This is a genomic window from Streptomyces sp. ISL-66, from assembly GCF_018614135.1.
Lineage (GTDB): Bacteria > Actinomycetota > Actinomycetes > Streptomycetales > Streptomycetaceae > Streptomyces.
On sequence record NZ_JAGGOW010000133.1, the window covers coordinates 18,953 to 35,407 of the forward strand.

A 16,455-nucleotide genomic window follows, 5' to 3' on the forward strand; every position below is an offset into this window, starting at 1 on the left:
CTGCTATTTGCGCCGCTATGGGTAGTGCCGCGGGCGGGGCCGGTGGTGCTGCCCGTGCCGTGGGCGGTGGCGTCGGCCGTGCGGCGGGGTATACCGCCGGATATGCCGCCGGACAGGTCGTGCGCCGTGCCGTAGGCGCCGCCGGGCGCGCGCTGCGGGCGTTTCAGACGGCGGCCTTCTTCAGACGCCGGCGCTCGCGTTCGGACAGGCCGCCCCAGATGCCGAATCGCTCGTCGTTGGCGAGTGCGTACTCGAGGCATTCGGAGCGGACTTCGCAGGCGAGGCAGACCTTCTTGGCCTCGCGGGTGGAGCCGCCCTTCTCGGGAAAGAAGGACTCGGGGTCGGTCTGGGCGCAGAGAGCTCGCTCCTGCCATCCGAGCTCTTCGTCCGCCTCCTCGACCAGCAGTTCCTGAACCAGCTCGGTCATGTGCGCCCCTTGCTCTGTCTGTGCGTCCCCGTGGTGTTGTCGTTACTCATCGCTACGTAACGACACGAGTGAAATTACAAGTGCGAGGCTCCGGCGCAGTCAAGCCGAGGTCTGCTATTGGGCCTCTTATTCACTCTGCGGAACCAAGCCTAGGCAGAAAGTGTTCATATCGCCAAAAATCGTGACACATGCAACAGGTGTCCCATGAAGCACTCCCTTCACAGTGATCGACGCGTCACTTTGTGGCGGAGTTTCGATCCGGGCGAAGAAGCGGCGCAGATCACATTTCGGCCACAGGTCGACAACGCACGGCCCGTCAGGTTTGAGACCGGCCACAGCGAGCTGCGGCGCGACTTGCAGCGCCACATCCCCTGGTATCGACTGCACAAACCTTTCTCCGGGCACGGTAACCGGATGAGGTGAAACTTTTCCGCCAAATCGGACATCGGGTTGACAGCCTCGCCCCCAGCCGGTCTCCTTGTTGCCATGTCAGCGCCCGCAGCCGCCACCCGGACCCCCATTCGTGGGTTCCTGTGCGCTGCCCAGGTTCGCTGTTGCTGTTGCAGCTGTTGATGCCTACGGAGCTCCGGCTCCTCTGAGCTCCAGCCGCGCTCCCCACAGCGACCGCCAGCACGACTGACATCCGTCGAGGAACCCCCCGATGAACAGCAACACCACCAGCACCCTGAACGCCGCCCCCGTGGCTCCCGTCGCGCCCGCGATGGTCGAGAGCGACCTCCAGATCGCCGGCGACATCCTCTCCGTCCAGCACCTCCTCCAGCCCGCCCCCGAGCACCCGGCCACCGTCGCCGAGTTCGTGGGCCTCGCCCGCTCCATCGCCGAGGACCGCTCCGCCTGGGAGCACCTGGTCCGGTACGACGCCACCACCCGCTGGTACCACCGGCTGCGCACCGGCCCCGGCTACGAGGTCTGGCTGCTCAGCTGGGTCCCCGGCCAGGGCAGCGGCCGGCACGACCACGGAGCCTCCTCCGGCGTGCTGACCGTCCTGGACGGCGCGCTCACCGAGCACACCGCCCGCGGGCCGCTCTCGCTGCGGGCCGGCGCCCAGCGCGTCTTCGCCCCCGGCTACGCCCACGAGGTCGTCAACGACGGCCTCGAAGGAGCGGTCAGCCTGCACGTGTACTTCCCCGGCCTCACCGAGATGCCGATGCACAACTGCTCCCCCGCCCGGCCGCGGGCCCTCTCGGTCTGATCCGCCGCGCCGCCTGACAGACTGCGCAGCATGCGCATTGTTGTTCTGGCCGGCGGCATCGGCGGCGCCCGTTTCCTCCGCGGTCTCAAGGCCGCGGTTCCCGACGCGGACATCACGGTCATCGGCAACACCGGTGACGACATCCACCTGTTCGGACTCAAGGTGTGCCCCGATCTGGACACGGTGATGTACACCCTCGGCGGTGGCATCAACGAGGACCAGGGCTGGGGCCGCACCGACGAGTCCTTCACCGTCAAGGAGGAACTCGCGGCGTACGGGGTCGGACCCACGTGGTTCGGCCTCGGCGACCGCGACTTCGCCACCCACATCGTCCGTACGCAGATGCTCGGCGCGGGCTACCCGCTCAGCGCCGTCACCGAAGCCCTCTGCGACCGCTGGCAGCCCGGCGTCAGGCTGCTCCCCATGTCCGACGACCGGGTCGAGACCCACGTCGCGATCACCGAGGCCGGCACCGGCGAGCGCAAGGTCATCCACTTCCAGGAGTACTGGGTGCGGATGCGCGCGGCCGTGGACGCCGAGGCCGTCGTCCCCGTGGGCGCCGAACAGGCCAAGCCGGCGCCCGGCGTGCTGGAGGCCATCGCGGCCGCCGACGTGATCCTCTTCCCGCCGTCCAACCCCGTGGTCTCGGTCGGCACGATCCTCGCCGTGCCCGGCATCCGCGAGGCCGTGGCCTCCGCCGGGGCGCCGGTCGTCGGCCTCTCCCCCATCGTCGGGGGCGCGCCGGTGCGCGGGATGGCCGACAAGGTGCTCGCCGCCGTCGGCGTCGAGTCCACCGCCGCGGCCGTCGCCCTGCACTACGGCACCGGACTGCTCGACGGCTGGCTCGTCGACACCGCCGACGCGGACTCCGTCGCCGAGGTGGAAGCCGCCGGCATCACCTGCCGGGCGGTGCCGCTGATGATGACCGACCTGGCCGCCACCGCCGACATGGCGCGGGCCGCGCTGGAACTGGCGGAGGCCTCCCGGTGACCGGCCCGCGGCCTCCTCGCACCGCTGGGGCCCAGGCGCCCTCGTACGAGGTCCTGGCCCTCGGCGGGATCCCGGAGGTGCGGCCCGGCGACGACCTGGCGGCGCTGATCGCGGCGGCGGCCTCGGCCGGGCCCGGGCTGCGGGACGGCGACGTCCTGCTCGTCACCTCGAAGATCGTCTCCAAGGCGGAGGGCCGGATCGTGCGGGCCGAGTCGCGCGAGGAGGCCATAGACGCCGAGACCGTACGGGTCGTAGCGCGCCGGGGCCCGCTGCGGATCGTGGAGAACCGGCAGGGCCTGGTCATGGCCGCGGCGGGCGTCGACGCCTCGAACACCGAGGCCGGTACCGTCCTGCTGCTGCCCGAGGACCCCGACGCCTCGGCCGCGGCCATCCGGGCGGGGCTGCGGGAGGCGCTGTCGGTCGACGTGGGCGTCGTCGTGACGGACACCTTCGGGCGGCCGTGGCGCACCGGGCTCACCGACGTGGCGATCGGTTCCGCGGGCGTACGCGTCCTCGACGACCTGCGCGGGGGCACCGACACCCACGGGAACCCGCTGAGCTCGACGGTCGTCGCGACCGCCGACGAGCTGGCCGCCGCGGGCGACCTGGTCAAGGGCAAGGCCGACGGGCTCCCGGTGGCCCTGGTGCGCGGGCTGGCGCACGTACTGGGCGAGGGCTCCTCGGCCGCCGACCTCGTACGCCTCCCCGCCGACGACATGTTCCGGCTGGGCACCTCCGAGGCGGTACGGGAGGCCGTGACCCAGCGCCGTACCGTACGCGCCTTCACGTCCGAGCCCGTGGACCCGGGCGCGGTGCGCCGCGCGGTGGCGGCGGCCGTGACGGCCCCGGCCCCGCACCACACGACGCCGTGGCGGTTCGTGCTGCTGGAGTCCGAGGGGGCGCGCCTGGAGCTGCTCGACGCGATGCGGGACGCGTGGATCCGGGACCTGCGGCGCGACGGCAGGTCCGAGGAGTCCGTCGCGAAGCGGATCCGGCGGGGTGACGTCCTGCGGGCCGCGCCGTACCTGGTGGTGCCGTGCATGGTCACCGAGGGCATGCACGGCTACGGGCACGCGCGGCGGGACGCGGCGGAGCGGGAGATGTTCGTCGCCGCCATGGGCGCGGGCGTGCAGAACTTCCTGGTCGCGCTGGCCGGGGAGCGGCTGGGGTCGGCGTGGGTGTCCTCGACGATGTTCTGCCGGGACGTGGTGCGCAAGGTGCTGGGGCTGCCGCAGGAGTGGGACCCGATGGGCGCGGTGGCCGTGGGCCACGCGGCGCTCGCTCCGGCCGAGCGGGCGGAGAGGCCGGCCGAGGACTTCATCGAGGTCCGCTGACCCTCCCGCGCGGGGCCGCGGCCGGCCCCGGGGTGCGGTCGGGGACCGCACGGGCGCACCCCCGTCACCGCACTAGAGCCGGCCGATGTCACCGCGGGGCATGCGGGGGGCCCGGCGGGGCGGGATCGCCGCGGTTCCGGCCAGGAGGATGAGGCGGGCGGCGCGGTGGCGCTGGCCGGCGTACGGGGCGAGGAGCTCCAGCATGGCGGCGTCGTCGGCGTCGCGGTCCCCGGCGAGTGCGTAGCCGACGATGCCGGGGAGGTGGAGGTCTCCCGTGGTGAGGGCGTCGGCGTCGCCGTTGCTGCGCTGAAGCGTTTCGGCCGAGGTCCACGGGCCGATGCCCGGGACGGCCTGGAGCCGCGCGGTGGCCTGCGGGAGTTCCATCGCGGCGGCCTCTTCGAGGCGGGCGGCGACGCGGGCGGCACGGACGATCGTGGCGGAGCGCTTCGCGTCCACGCCTGCCTTGTGCCAGTCCCATGAGGGGACCATCGCCCAGGTCCGGGGCTCGGGCATGACGTAGAGGCCGCTCTGGGCCCGGCCGGGAGCGGGGGCGGGGGCGGGGCCCGGGGCGGGCTCGCCGTACTGGCGGACGAGGCGGCGCCAGGCGCGGTAGGCCTCGTCGACGGTGACCTTCTGCTCCAGGATCACCGGGATCAGCGACTCCAGGACCAGGCCGGTGCGGGTCAGCCGCAGGCCCGGACGGCGGCGGTGACTGGCGTGCACCAGCCGGTGGCGGGGTACGAAGGCGGCCGGGTCGTCGGCGGAACCGAGCAGTTCGGGGAGCCGGTCGAGGACCCAGCCGGCGCCGGGGCCCCACGCGTCGGCGATCACTTCGCGGCCGGCGGCCCGGAGTGCGACGCGCAGGGTGGCGGGCCCGGCCGGGGTGCGGGTGGCGCGCCAGACCGCGCCGGGGGTGGCGCGGAAGGTGGGGTCGGCGGGGCCGCGTCTGAGGGGGCCGAGGATGAGGCCCAGGTCCACCGGGCCGGGCGGGGGCCAGATCCGGGTCTCGGGCGGGCCCCCCTCGGGGCCCGGGCCGGCACCCGGGGCCGCGGGCACGTCGGTGCGGCCGCCGCGGATCGCGGTGGGGGTGAGGGGGTCGAAGCGGCCGGCCATGCCTTGAGCGTAGCCGTGCGGGGCCGGCCCCCTTTCCTGCCCGCCGTCCCCCCGGACTCCGTCCGGGGGGACCCCGCTTCCACCGTTGCCGGGGCTCCGCGCTCCAACCGGCGCCGGACGGACGGGCGGGAGCCGGCAGGCTACGGGCGGCCCTGGAGCCTGGCCGAGGAGGTGCGGGTCGGGGGGAGCTGGCCGTAGAGGAGGCGGCCGGGGCATTCCGTGGCGAAGCCGTCCCGGTGGCCCGAGATGACGTTCATCGACACGTTCCTCCCCTTGGGGTAGAGGTTGCCGCCGCCCGACTTCAGGGTGGTCTTCGCCCGCGGGTCCCGGCCGAAGAGGCCGAGCTTCCAGGCGGTGAGGCGGGCCACCGCGTCGACCGCCGCCTTCGGCGGGGCCGTGTTGGTGAAGCTGCCGATCACCGCGACGCCCATGCTGTCCGTGTTGAACCCCATGGTGTGCGCGCCGAGCACCGGCTTGGCGACTCCGCCCGCCCGGCCCTCGTAGACCGTGCCGCACTTGTCGACGGCGAAGTTGTAGCCGATGTCCCGCCAGCCGCTGCTGACCACGTGGTAGCGGTACAGGCTGCGGATCACGGCCGGGGCGTCCTTGCAGGCGTAGTTGTTGCCCGAGGCGGTGTGGTGGACGAAGGCGGCCTTGACCGTGTTCGTGTAGACGAAGCCGCTCTCGCGCAGGCTCTCGTCCGCGCCCCAGCCCTTCCGGGTGACGATCCGCGGGCGCGGGCCGATGTACGGGGCCCCGGCGAGCGCGCTGTCGGCGAGGACGGCGTCGGCGGTGGAGTCGGCCTTGCCGAGGGCGGTGATCTCGTGGGCGCCGAGGGGGGCCATGGGGACGTTGACGGAGGAGGACTCCGTCATCGCCATGGTCATTCCGGGGAGGAGCGTCAGCTCGCCCTTGTCGTCGCCGTCGCCCAGGGACGGCGAGCCGTTCTTCCCGTCCGTCGCGTCCCGGCCCGTGGCTCCCGGGTCGACGAGTTCGATCCGCAGGCCCGACGGGAGCTTGGCGCTGATCTCGCGGGTGTCCGTCTCCGCCTGGACGCGGACCTCGATGCCGTTGGATTCGCCGACCCAGAGCGGGGCGGTGCTGCCGCGGACGCGGCCGGAGCCGCGTTCGGCCGTGTCGAGGTCGGCGGCGTGTTCGCCGTTGTGGGTCTCGACGTCCTGCCAGTCGGACCAGGCCGAGGTGGCCGCGGAGCGGGTGCGGACCTGGACGCGGCCGTTGAGCTGGGTGCTCACGTCGTCCCAGACGACACCGACGAGCGAGAAGGTCTCGACCTCGCGGGCGGCCAGGCCCCGCGTCTCCGGCAGGCGGGGCGAGGCGCTCATGCCGGGGACGCCGGGGCTGCGGTCCGCGGCCGGGCCCAGGGGGACGAGTGGCAGGGATCGGGTGGACCCGGCGGGGGTCACGGGGGCGGTCTCTGCCAGGGCCGTAGTGGGGAGCGCGAGCGGCAGGGCCAGTGCGGCAGCCGTCGCGACGCCGATCGAGGAAGCAAGGAATCCACGCATGGAAAGGATGCTGGGGACTCCCGGCGGCGGGCGCCATCCGAGAAGTGACGCTCCGTCCGGTCGGCGCGCCGATACCCCTCCTTCCTACGGGGGACCGCGCTGCCGCCGTACAGCGCAGCGGCGCGGGCGGCCCGGCGTAGGCTCTGGGGCGTGAACGCCACTGACCGCACCCCTGCCGACCTGCTGCGATCCGCGCTCGCCGCCGATCCCGGCCGCCCGCTCGTCACCTTCTACGACGACGCCACGGGCGAGCGCGTCGAATTGTCCGTCGCCACCTTCGCCAATTGGGTGGCCAAGACCGCCAATCTGCTCCAGGGGGACCTGGGCGCGGAACCGGGCGACCGGCTCGCCCTGCTGCTCCCCGCTCACTGGCAGAGCGCGGTGTGGCTGCTCGCCTGCGCCTCCGTCGGGGTCGTGGCCGAGGTGGGCGGGGATCCCGCCGGCGCCGACCTGGTGGTGAGCGGTCCCGACACGCTGGAGGAGGCCGCCGCGTGCTCCGGCGAGCGGGTCGCGCTCGCGCTGCGGCCGCTGGGCGGGCGGTTCCCGCAGCCGCCCGCCGGGTTCGCGGACTACGCCGTGGAGGTGCCGGGGCAGGGCGACCGGTTCGCGCCCTTCCAGCCGGTGGACGCGGACGGTCCCGGCCTGGTGGTCGGCGGCGAGGAGCTCTCGTACGCGCGGATCTGCGAGCGGGCCCGCGAGGACGCGGTGAAACTCGGCCTCGGCGAGGGTTCGCGCGTGCTGTCCGGGCTGGGCTACGACAGCTGGGAGGGGCTCTCGGCGGGTCTCTACGCGGCCCTGGTGTCCGGGGGCTCCGTGGTGCTGTGCCGGAACCTGGACCGGCTGTCGGCCGACGGGCTGGCGCAGCGGACCGAGAGCGAGCGCGTCACCCACACCGTCTAGCCGACGCCTGGCCGCCGCCTACCGCCACCTACCGCCACCTACCGCCACCTACCGCCGCCCAGCCGTCCGGTCCCGCGGGCCGTTTCCCCGTCACCCGGACCGCCCAACGGCACCTTCGGGCGATTTGTCACCCACATGGCCCTGTACAGGGCCCTGCCCCCGGGCCGCTCCGGCCACCCGGGGGCAGGATCGGCAGAGGCCGTACCCACCCGTGCGGCCTGCCGGAACGGGTGAGGGGACGGTATGCGAGTGAGGGACAGCGCGGGCATACCGGGCGGCGGTGAGGCGGCCGGAGGCACTCGGACGCCTCCGAGCGGCCGCCGTCGGGTGCTGCGCTGGATCGGGCTCGGTACGGTCCTGCTGGTCCTCGCCGGGGCGGCCGGGGGCTGGTGGGTCTACTCCAAGCTCGACGGGAACATCACCGAGGACACCTCCGCCGCCACCGAGCTGCGGCGCTACGACCGGGAACGGCCGGCCCACCTCGCGGGCGGCGCCCAGAACATCCTGCTGATCGGCTCGGACTCCCGCTCCGGCAAGGCCAACTCGCGCTACGGACACGACAAGGGCACCCAGCGTTCGGACACCACGATCTTGCTGCACCTGCCGGCGGACCGGAAGAGCGCGACCGCCGTATCGGTCCCGCGGGACCTGATGACGCGGGTCCCGGCCTGCCTGAAGCCGGACGGGAGCCGCACCACGGAGCAGTTCGTCCAGTTCAACTGGGCGTTCCAGTGGGGCGGGGCCGCCTGCACGATCCGTACGGTGGAGGCGCTGACCGGGATCCGGATCGATCACCACATGGTCGTGGACTTCGGCGGGTTCACGAAGATGATCGACGCCATCGGCGGGGTGGAGGTCTGCCTGAAGCGGCCGGTGGACGACCCGGAGGCCAGGCTGAAGCTGCCGGCCGGGCGCCAGACCCTCCAGGGCGAGCAGGCGCTGGGCTTCGTACGGGCCCGTTACAGCCTGGGCAACGGCAGCGACACCGAGCGCATGGAACGCCAGCAGCTCTTCCTCGGCTCGCTCGTGAAGAAGGTGCAGAGCAACGGGGTGCTGCTCAATCCGGGGAAGCTGTACCCGCTGCTGGACGCGGCGACCTCCTCGGTGACCACGGACCCGGGGCTGGCCTCGCTGCGGGGGCTGTACGAACTGGTACGGGGCGTGAGGGACGTACCGACCGATCAGATCAAGTTCCTCACGGTGCCGCGCCGACCGTACACCGCCAACGCGAACCGGGACGAACTACAGGAACCGGACGCGACCCAGCTGTTCCAGCGGCTGCGGGCCGACAAGCCGCTGACCATCGCCCCGCCCGAGCCCGCGTCGCCGCCACACGCGGCCGCTTCGCCCACCGCGCCCGCCCCCGAGCCCCACGAGGAGCAGGCGGCGGAGGACGGAGCGGACGGAAAGGACGCGGGCCGGGCGGCCGGGAAGGCGCGGTCCGGGGGAACCACCGAGGCCCCCACGCCCGTCCCCACCTTCACCGGGACCACGGCGGGCGTGGCCGATTGCCGGTAAAGCAATGCCAAAAGCCGGTGATCCAAGCGAGCTTGTTGGGGCGATTGCCCCGTTGTAAGGGCGTGGAATTCATCACCAGCATGGTTTGCGGCGAAACTGTCCGGATAAGGTGAGCGATCCGGCGCCCGGCCAGCACAGAGGCCGCGCGCCAGCAGCCGGATCGTTGACCGGGCGCCCTGGGGAGGCGCGTCGCGAAGCACCGACGGAGGATTCGAGCAAACCGTGGATGCGCAAAGCCGTGGCCGGGCCGACGAGATCGACCCCGCAGACCAGTGGGTCCTCAACCCTCGTACGGGCAACTACGAGCTGCGACTGGAGCAATCCGCTCCGCAAGCACCTCCGTCCCAGCGCCAGGCTCCCCGGGCCACGCCGCACAGGGCTCGCCCCGTCCCCCCCGCTCCCGCCACTGCCGCGCCCGCAGCCGTCCCCGGACCGCGCCGCCCCGGCGGGACGCCGCCCGGCGGGACGGGCAGGCGCGGTGGGCGTTCGCGCAAGGAAGGCGGCGGGCGCGGCAAGAAGGTACTGGCCATCACGGGCGGAACGCTCGCGCTGCTGCTGATCGGCGGCTCGGTGACCGCGTACCTCTACTACGGCCACCTGAACGGCAACCTCACCGTCACGGACGTCGGTGACGCCGGTAGCAAGGGCGGTTTCAAAAAGGGCCAGCCGATCAACATCCTGGTCATCGGCACCGACAAGCGCAGCGGCGCGGGCAACGAGGGGTACGGGGACGCCGGCAGCGTCGGCCACGCCGACACCACGATCCTCTTCCACGTCTCGAAGGACCGCTCCAACGCCACGGCGCTGTCCATCCCCCGCGACCTGATCACCTCGATCCCGGCCTGTCCCACGAAGCAGCCGGACGGCTCGACGAAGAACATCGCCGGCGAGCGCGGGGTCCGCTTCAACACCAGCCTCGGGCAGGGCGGCCGCGACCCGGGCTGCACGATGCGCACGGTCAAGGAGCTCACCGGGGTCCAGGTCGACCACTTCATGATGGCCGACTTCAACGCGGTGAAGAACCTCAGCACGGCGGTCGGCGGGGTGCCGGTCTGCCTGGAGAAGGCCGTCAACGACAAGGACTCCAAGCTGAAGCTGTCCGCGGGCGAGCACCGGCTGGAGGGCGAGCAGGCGCTGGCCTTCGTACGGACCCGGCACGCCTTCGGCAACGAGAGCGACCTCGACCGCATCAAGACCCAGCAGCAGTTCCTGAGCTCGATGATGCGCGAGATGAAGTCGAAGCAGACGCTGACGAGCCCTCAGAAGGTCTTCTCCCTCGCCGAGGCGGCCACCAAGTCGCTGAGCGTGGACTCCGGCATAGGGGACATCAACAAACTCACCGAGCTCGCGGGCGAGTTGAAGGACATCGACCTCAAGAACATCACCTTCACCACGCTTCCGGTGCTCGACAATCCGGCGGAGAAGGTCAAGTCGACCGTCGTGATCAATCCTTCGCAGGCCGACCCGCTGATGCAGATGATCCGGGAGGACGTCTCGCTCACCGAGGTCGAGCAGAAGGAGCAGGCCGCCGAGGACGCGGCCGACGCCGACGCGAAGGCGAAGCTGGACGCACTGATGGAGGGCCCGCGCGCGCAGGCCAAGGACGTCCGGGTGGACGTCTACAACGGGGGCGGGCCGGCCGGTTCCGCGTCCGGCACGCTGACCTGGCTGCAGAACACCAAGGGCGTGCTGAAGTCCAGCAACCTGGGCAACGCGCCCGCCAAGGTGGACACCACGCAGCTGGAGTACGCGCCCAACCAGGCCGATCAGGCGCGGGCGTTGGCGCAGATGATGGATCTTCCCGCGACAGCGCTGAAGATGGGCACGGCCGATGCCGGCTCGAAGACACCGATGAAGCTGACGCTCGGCGCGGACTTCAAGGGGGCGGGGGTGTCTTTGACGGCTCCGCAGAAGGCGCCCGAGGGCGTGCAGCGGGTCGAGGCGGACAAGGAAGTCTGCGCAAAGTGACGCGCGGGGCCGCCGACGGGGCGCCCGCAGACGCGCAATGACGTTCCGGATCGCGCCGGACCGGCACAACACCGACACGAAGTGATCTTGAGGGGGGTACGTGTGAGGCACAGCAGCGTGCACGGGGAGGGAACGCCGGCCCAAGCCGGCGACGCAATACCCGGCGACCACCAGGGTGCGGGAGCCGTCGTGCCCCCACAGCGGTCGGGCTCCGGCCGCCGCCGCCGCGGCGGTCCGAGACGTCCGGTGCGCAGCAGGCGGCGGCGCGTCCTGCGCTGGACGGCTTCCATCGTGGCGCTGCTCATACTCGGGACGGCGGCGGCCGGTTACCTCTACTACCGCCACCTCAACGCCAACATCCGCAGCGGCCAGCGCCTGAGCGGTGACACCGGGGTGGCCAAGACCGAGGCCGACGCCGCCGGCCGGCGGCCGATCAACATCCTGATGCTCGGCTCCGACAGCCGCGACAAGCCGGAGAACGCGGAACTCGGCGGGGGCTGGGACACCATCGGCTCGCCCGCGCGGGCCGACGTGCAGATGCTGATCCACGTCTCGGCCGACCGCAAGAACGCCTCGGTCACCTCCGTTCCGCGCGACACCATCGTGGACATCCCGGAGTGCACGGAGCCCAAGACGGGCAAGAAGTTCAAGGCCACCAGGGCGACGATCGACCAGAGCCTCGGGCGCGGCGGTGCCGGCTGCACCCTGGCCACCTGGGAGAAGCTGACCAACGTCTACGTCGACCACTGGATGACGATCGACTTCGCCGGTGTCGTGAGCATGGCGGACGCGATCGGCGGCGTCGACGTCTGCGTCAACCAGAACGTCCACGACGTCTCGAAGCCGGGGGGCGAGAAGGGCGGTTCCGGCCTCAAGCTGAAGGCGGGCACCACCAAGATCCAGGGCGAGCAGGCGCTCCAGTGGCTGCGCACCCGGCACGCCTTCGGCAGTGACATGGGCCGGGCCAAGGCGCAGCACATGTACATGAACTCGATGATGCGCGAGCTCAAGGGCCAGAACGTCTTCACCGACCTCCCCCGCCTCACGGGCCTGGCGGAGGCGGCGACGAAGTCGCTGGAGGTGTCGGAGGAGATCGGGTCGGTCAAGAAGCTCCTCGACCTCGCTCTGCTCCTCAAGGACGTGCCGGTCAACCGCATCACCATGACCACCATCCCGGTGCTGGAAGCCCCGGGGGACAAGAACCGGTTGGTCGTCAACCCTTCGGACGCCGAGAAGGTGTGGACGATGCTCCGCAAGGACGTCGCCCTCGACGCCAACGGCGAAGCGGCGGCGCCCGGGGGCTCCCCCTCCCCGAGCGCGCCCGCGTCGTCCGCGCCGCCCGCCGCCGACCCGTCGAAGATCGCCGTACAGGTGGTCAACGGCACCGGGGTCGGCGCCGCACCGGTGGGCAAGCGGGCCACGGCCATCGCGGGCCAGCTGGTCTCCAAGGGCTTCACGCTGGCCAAGGCGGACTCCTCGCTCGTCCCGGAGAAGCTGACGGTCGTCCGGTACGCCACGGACGCCCAGGCGGCCGAGGCGCAGGTCGTGGCGGCGGCCCTCGGGATCCCGGCCACCGCCGTGCAGAAGGCGGCCACCGCGACCAAGATCACGGTCGTGGTGGGCGCGGACTGGCGGGAGGGCGTCGTCTTCCCGCAGCAGGCGGCGCCGGAGGCCGGGTCGGTCCCCGAGTCGGCCGACGCGCTCAATGGGACGGACACCTCCTGCATGGACGTGTACTCGGTCTACCGCTGGTAGTCCGCCGGGCGGACCGGCAGCGGTCCGTTCACACGAAAGGGGTGACCCGGTCCGTCGAGGACCGGGTCACCCCTTTCGGGTTTCGTGCGGGGAGGGGGCTCAGACCTCGCTGGGATCGCGGCGCACCGACGGGCGGCGGCTGGCGATGACCTTGGCGGCGAGCGCGCGCGGGCTGGTCAGGAAGCCGTAGCCCCAGCACACGTGCATGGTCGCCAGGGCGACGGGGATCTGCGCGCGGGCCTTGAGCGAGAGGCCCTTGCCTGCGGGAACGGACCCGGCGGTGATCGCCGCGAGGTAGCCGGCCGGCAGGACGAACGCCCAGGGGGTGACGGCCGCGCCGACGACCACGCCGGCCGCGATCGCGCAGACCGCGGCGGGCGCGGCCAGGTAGCGCAGGTTGATCGAGCCCGAGTGGTAGCGGGCCACCACGTGCCGCCAGCGTCCGTAGTCCTTGTACTGCTTGGCGAGCGCGCGCACGGAGGGCCTCGGGCGGTACTGGACCCGCAGCTCGGGCGAGAACCAGATGAGCCCGCCGGCCTCGCGGATGCGGAAGTTCAGCTCCCAGTCCTGGGCGCGCACGAACTCCTCGTTGTAGCCGCCCGCGCGCTCCAGGGCCTCGCGGCGGAACACGCCGAGGTAGACGGTCTCAGCGGGGCCGGCCTTGCCTCCGGTGTGGAAGGCGGCGTTGCCGACGCCGATCCTCGAGGTCATCGCGGCGGCGACGGCGTCTTCCCAGGCGTTCTCGCCCTCGGCGTGCATGATGCCGCCGACGTTCTGCGCGCCGGTCTCCTCCAGGAGACGGACCGCGGTGGCGATGTAGTCCGGGGAGAGCATGCCGTGGCCGTCCACGCGCACCACGATCGGGTGGCGCGAGGCCTGGATGGCCGCGTTCAGAGCCGCGGGGGTGCGGCCGGTGGGGTTCGGTACGGTGTGGACACGGGCTCGCGGGTGGGAGGCGGTTTCCCGCACGAGCTCGGCGGCGATCTCGTCGGTGCGGTCCGTGGACGGCCCGAGCGCGATCACCACCTCCATTTCGCCTGCGTACTCCTGTCCGAGGATGTGGCGGACGGAGTCGCGCAGGTAGCGCTCCTCATTGAGCACCGGCATGATCACCGAGACTGCGGGCTGCTGGGCGGGCATCTGGTCCTTCAAGGTCGGGTATCGGTGTCACGTTACCGCGTACGGGGGAACCGGGTGCGCGCCGGATGAGCGGTAAGGACAGAGGCTGATCGTATGGGCCTACTGTTCTGACGAATCAGCCGAATGTGGCGCCTTCCCGAACCGACCTGAACCGACCCGACCCGATCCGCCCCGACCCGATCCGCCCGATCCGCCTGATCCGTCCCGGCCCGTCGTCCCGACCCGCTGCCCCCGCGGAGGTTTCCCCCGTGCCCCAGCCGCACCGTCCCACCCGGCCCGCCCGGCCGACGCAGCGCGCGCAGCGGGCCGGCGGACCGGCCAGAAACCGCAAGGGCGCCGGCCGGCCGGCCGACAAGCCCCGCTGGGGAGTACGCATCGCGGCCGGGCTGTCGGTGGTGGTGCTCGGCTCCGGGGCCCTCGGGCACGCCGTGATGACCGGTCTGGACACCGGGATCCAGCGGGTGGACCCCTTCAAGGACATGAAGAACCGCCCGCAGGCCGGACACGGGGTGAACTTCCTGCTCGTCGGCACCGACGGCCGGGAGAAGATCACCAAGGACGAGAAGCGCGAGTACCGCCTGGGCGGGGCCCCCTGCCACTGCACCGACACCGTCATGCTGGTCCACCTCTCGGCGGACCGGAGCAGGGCGAGCGTGGTCAGTCTCCCCCGCGACAGCTACGTGGAACTGCCCGCGCACCTGGACGAGGCCGACGGCGAGCAGCACGGGTCCCACCCGGTGAAGCTCAACGCCGCCTACGCCGAGGGCGGGCCCAACCTGACGGTGCGCACCGTGGAGAACATGACCCGGGTGAAGATCGACCACTACCTGGAGGTCGACTTCACCAGCTTCATGAAGACGGTGGACGCCATGGGCGGCGTGGACATCTGCACCGCCAAGACCATGCACGACCCCAACACCGGCCTCGACCTGCTCCCGGGCACCCACCGGCTGAGCGGCGGGCAGGCGCTCCAGTACGTGCGCTCGCGCCATGTCGACGGGGGCTCGGACCTCGGCCGGATGCAGCGCCAGCAGCGGTTCATCGCCGCGCTGATCAGGCAGGCCACCCAGGGCGGCGTGCTGCTCAACCCGGTCAAGTTCAAGGAGGTCAGCTCCACCCTGCTCGGGTCGGTGCGGGCCGACAAGGGCTTCGGCTCGGAGCAGATGCTGGCGCTCGGACAGGCGATGCGCGATTTCACCCCGTCCTCCTCCGAGTTCGCCTCGGTGCCCGTCGGCAACCCCTCCTTCCCGGTCAAGGGCATCGGCTCCACCGTGAAGTGGGACGAGGCGAAGGCCGCGAAGCTCTTCGAGGCGCTGCGCGAGGACCGTCCGCTGGCCCCGGCGCCCGTCCCCGGCCGGCCCGTGCGCAAGCAGCCCGCGGTGCCGGTGGACGTGGCCCCGTCGCAGGTGCGGGTACAGGTGGAGAACGGCACCCGGATCGACGGGCTGGGCACCCGGGTGGACTCGGCGCTGCGCGCCACCGGTTTCGACACCACCGGGGCTCCGGGGACCGGCGCGAGCCGCCAGGTCAAGCGGACGCTGATCACGTACGACCCGCGCTGGGACCGGTCGGCCCGTACGGTGTCCACCGCGCTGCCCGGCAGCGAGATGCGGGCCGTGCCGGGCCAGGGGCGGACCGTCGTGGTGATCGCGGGCGCCGACTACCGCAAGGTGGTGGAGGTGCGCGCGGAGGACCCGTACCAGGGTGAATTCGGTGTGGTCACGGGCGATCAGGTGGTCTGCGGCAGCAAGTAGCCCGTCAGAGCTCGTCGAAGCCCTGGGCGGCACGCTGCTCGCGCAGCTCCAGGATCGCCTGGCGGCGGGCGAGGCGGTGGGTGCGGCGGATCTGGGCCTCCTGGTAGCGCCGCTCGTCCTGCTCGCTCTCCGGGACGACCGCCGGGACCTGGCGGGGCTTGCCCTCGGAGTCCACGGCGGTGAAGACGAGGTAGGCGCTGCCGACCTGGGTGGCGGGGGTGGACTCGTTCCACCGCTCCGCGAGGACCCGTACGCCGATCTCCATGGAGGAGCGGCCGGTCCAGTTGCACTGGGCCTTCACGTGGACGAGGTCGCCGACGCGGACGGGGGCGAGGAAGGCCATCTCGTCCATGGAGGCCGTGACCGCCGGACCGCCGGAGTGCCGCCCGGCCACGGCGCCGGCCGCGTCGTCCACCAGCTTCATGATCACGCCGCCGTGCACGGTACCGAGGAGGTTGGTGTCACTGGCGGTCATGATGTGGCTGAGGGTGGTGCGGGAGGCCGAGATCGGCTTCCCGGGCAGCTCGCCCGGTATCTCTGTCATGGAGCCACTCTAAGTGCGGTGCGCAGGCATCAGCTCTGCAACAGCACCGGCACGAACCGCCCCCGGGCTGTTCCGCGACCCGCCCGACCGGGCATTCTTGGGCACATGAGTGACTGGGACGGGTGGAGCGGCGAGCAGGGCGAGCGCGGCCGCCGCGATGAGGGGTACGGACGCGGCAGCGGCCAGGCGGAGCCCGAGGGCGCGCGGCGGATGCGGCAGGTCCAGCGGCCGGCCCCGCCCGCCCAGGCGGCCCAGCCGCCGTATCCGCCGCGGCGG

13 protein-coding genes are annotated in these 16,455 nt (G+C 72.4%); 8 read left to right on the plus strand and 5 right to left on the minus strand.

All coding sequences use genetic code 11. The features are described 5' to 3' along the window. Positions 1–163 precede the first annotated feature (163 nt). Positions 164–427 (minus strand): WhiB family transcriptional regulator, encoded by a 264-nt coding sequence (locus tag J7E97_RS24865; RefSeq protein WP_112450237.1) that lies wholly within the window; start codon positions 425–427, stop codon positions 164–166. A 721-nt stretch (positions 428–1,148) separates the two neighbouring features. Here J7E97_RS24865 and J7E97_RS24870 point away from each other — a divergent pair. From J7E97_RS24870 to J7E97_RS24880, 3 genes are read left to right on the plus strand one after another with little or no spacing between them, the layout of a single operon-like run. Continuing rightward, positions 1,149–1,640 carry a cysteine dioxygenase family protein gene (locus J7E97_RS24870; RefSeq protein WP_215031346.1) on the plus strand — a complete coding sequence of 164 codons (492 nt, stop codon included), beginning with the start codon at positions 1,149–1,151 and terminating at the stop codon, positions 1,638–1,640. 30 nt (positions 1,641–1,670) lie between these two features. Further along, on the plus strand, positions 1,671–2,630 hold the full coding sequence (cofD, locus tag J7E97_RS24875) for a 2-phospho-L-lactate transferase (protein ID WP_215031322.1): 960 nt from the start codon (positions 1,671–1,673) through the stop codon (positions 2,628–2,630). Next, the gene (locus J7E97_RS24880) at positions 2,627–3,964 is read left to right on the plus strand and encodes a coenzyme F420-0:L-glutamate ligase (protein WP_215031325.1); all 1,338 of its coding nucleotides are present in this window, start codon (positions 2,627–2,629) and stop codon (positions 3,962–3,964) included. The genes cofD and J7E97_RS24880 overlap by 4 nt, the downstream gene beginning before the upstream one ends. Positions 3,965–4,036: 72 nt before the next feature. On the opposite strand, the gene J7E97_RS24885 is transcribed toward J7E97_RS24880, so the two are convergent. Together J7E97_RS24885 and J7E97_RS24890 are read right to left on the minus strand one after the other, a co-directional pair. Then, positions 4,037–5,077 carry a DNA-3-methyladenine glycosylase gene (locus tag J7E97_RS24885; protein WP_215031328.1) on the minus strand — a complete coding sequence of 347 codons (1,041 nt, stop codon included), beginning with the start codon at positions 5,075–5,077 and terminating at the stop codon, positions 4,037–4,039. Positions 5,078–5,217: 140 nt separating this feature from the next. Continuing rightward, positions 5,218–6,600, minus strand: a complete 1,383-nt coding sequence (locus tag J7E97_RS24890; RefSeq protein WP_215031330.1) for a peptidoglycan recognition protein — start codon at positions 6,598–6,600, stop codon at positions 5,218–5,220. Positions 6,601–6,750: 150 nt separating this feature from the next. On the opposite strand from J7E97_RS24890, the gene J7E97_RS24895 reads away from it, so the two are divergent. The 4 genes from J7E97_RS24895 to J7E97_RS24910 all read left to right on the plus strand — a co-directional run bounded on the left by J7E97_RS24895 (position 6,751) and on the right by J7E97_RS24910 (position 12,741). Next, positions 6,751–7,500: a TIGR03089 family protein gene (locus tag J7E97_RS24895; protein ID WP_215031332.1), complete on the plus strand. Its 750-nt coding sequence runs from the start codon at positions 6,751–6,753 to the stop codon at positions 7,498–7,500. Positions 7,501–7,749: 249 nt separating this feature from the next. Then, entirely contained in the window at positions 7,750–9,018 is a 1,269-nt protein-coding gene (locus J7E97_RS24900; protein ID WP_308346790.1) for an LCP family protein, read from the plus strand. 222 nt (positions 9,019–9,240) lie between these two features. Then, complete coding sequence (locus tag J7E97_RS24905) at positions 9,241–10,986, plus strand: LCP family protein (protein WP_215031336.1); 1,746 nt, start codon at positions 9,241–9,243, stop codon at positions 10,984–10,986. Positions 10,987–11,088: 102 nt separating this feature from the next. Next, complete coding sequence (locus tag J7E97_RS24910; RefSeq protein ID WP_374224230.1) at positions 11,089–12,741, plus strand: LCP family protein; 1,653 nt, start codon at positions 11,089–11,091, stop codon at positions 12,739–12,741. Positions 12,742–12,840: 99 nt separating this feature from the next. On the opposite strand, the gene J7E97_RS24915 is transcribed toward J7E97_RS24910, so the two are convergent. Continuing rightward, entirely contained in the window at positions 12,841–13,881 is a 1,041-nt protein-coding gene (locus J7E97_RS24915; protein WP_215031338.1) for a glycosyltransferase family 2 protein, read from the minus strand. Between the two features lie 392 nt (positions 13,882–14,273). On the opposite strand from J7E97_RS24915, the gene J7E97_RS24920 reads away from it, so the two are divergent. Continuing rightward, positions 14,274–15,635, plus strand: a complete 1,362-nt coding sequence (locus tag J7E97_RS24920; protein WP_308346791.1) for an LCP family protein — start codon at positions 14,274–14,276, stop codon at positions 15,633–15,635. Positions 15,636–15,639: 4 nt separating this feature from the next. On the opposite strand, the gene J7E97_RS24925 is transcribed toward J7E97_RS24920, so the two are convergent. After that, entirely contained in the window at positions 15,640–16,179 is a 540-nt protein-coding gene (locus J7E97_RS24925; RefSeq protein WP_215031342.1) for an acyl-CoA thioesterase, read from the minus strand. Positions 16,180–16,455 lie beyond the last annotated feature (276 nt).

Excerpts from the sequence above, each read along its gene's own strand:
- J7E97_RS24915 (WP_215031338.1), bottom strand. The coding sequence starts at position 13,881 with ATGCCCGCCCAGCAGCCCGCAGTCTCGGTGATCATGCCGGTGCTCAAT.
- J7E97_RS24925 (WP_215031342.1), bottom strand. The coding sequence starts at position 16,179 with ATGACAGAGATACCGGGCGAGCTGCCCGGGAAGCCGATCTCGGCCTCC.
- J7E97_RS24870 (WP_215031346.1), top strand. The coding sequence starts at position 1,149 with ATGGTCGAGAGCGACCTCCAGATCGCCGGCGACATCCTCTCCGTCCAG.
- J7E97_RS24885 (WP_215031328.1), bottom strand. The coding sequence starts at position 5,077 with ATGGCCGGCCGCTTCGACCCCCTCACCCCCACCGCGATCCGCGGCGGC.
- J7E97_RS24865 (WP_112450237.1), bottom strand. The coding sequence starts at position 427 with ATGACCGAGCTGGTTCAGGAACTGCTGGTCGAGGAGGCGGACGAAGAG.
- J7E97_RS24890 (WP_215031330.1), bottom strand. The coding sequence starts at position 6,600 with ATGCGTGGATTCCTTGCTTCCTCGATCGGCGTCGCGACGGCTGCCGCA.
- cofD (WP_215031322.1), top strand. The coding sequence starts at position 1,671 with ATGCGCATTGTTGTTCTGGCCGGCGGCATCGGCGGCGCCCGTTTCCTC.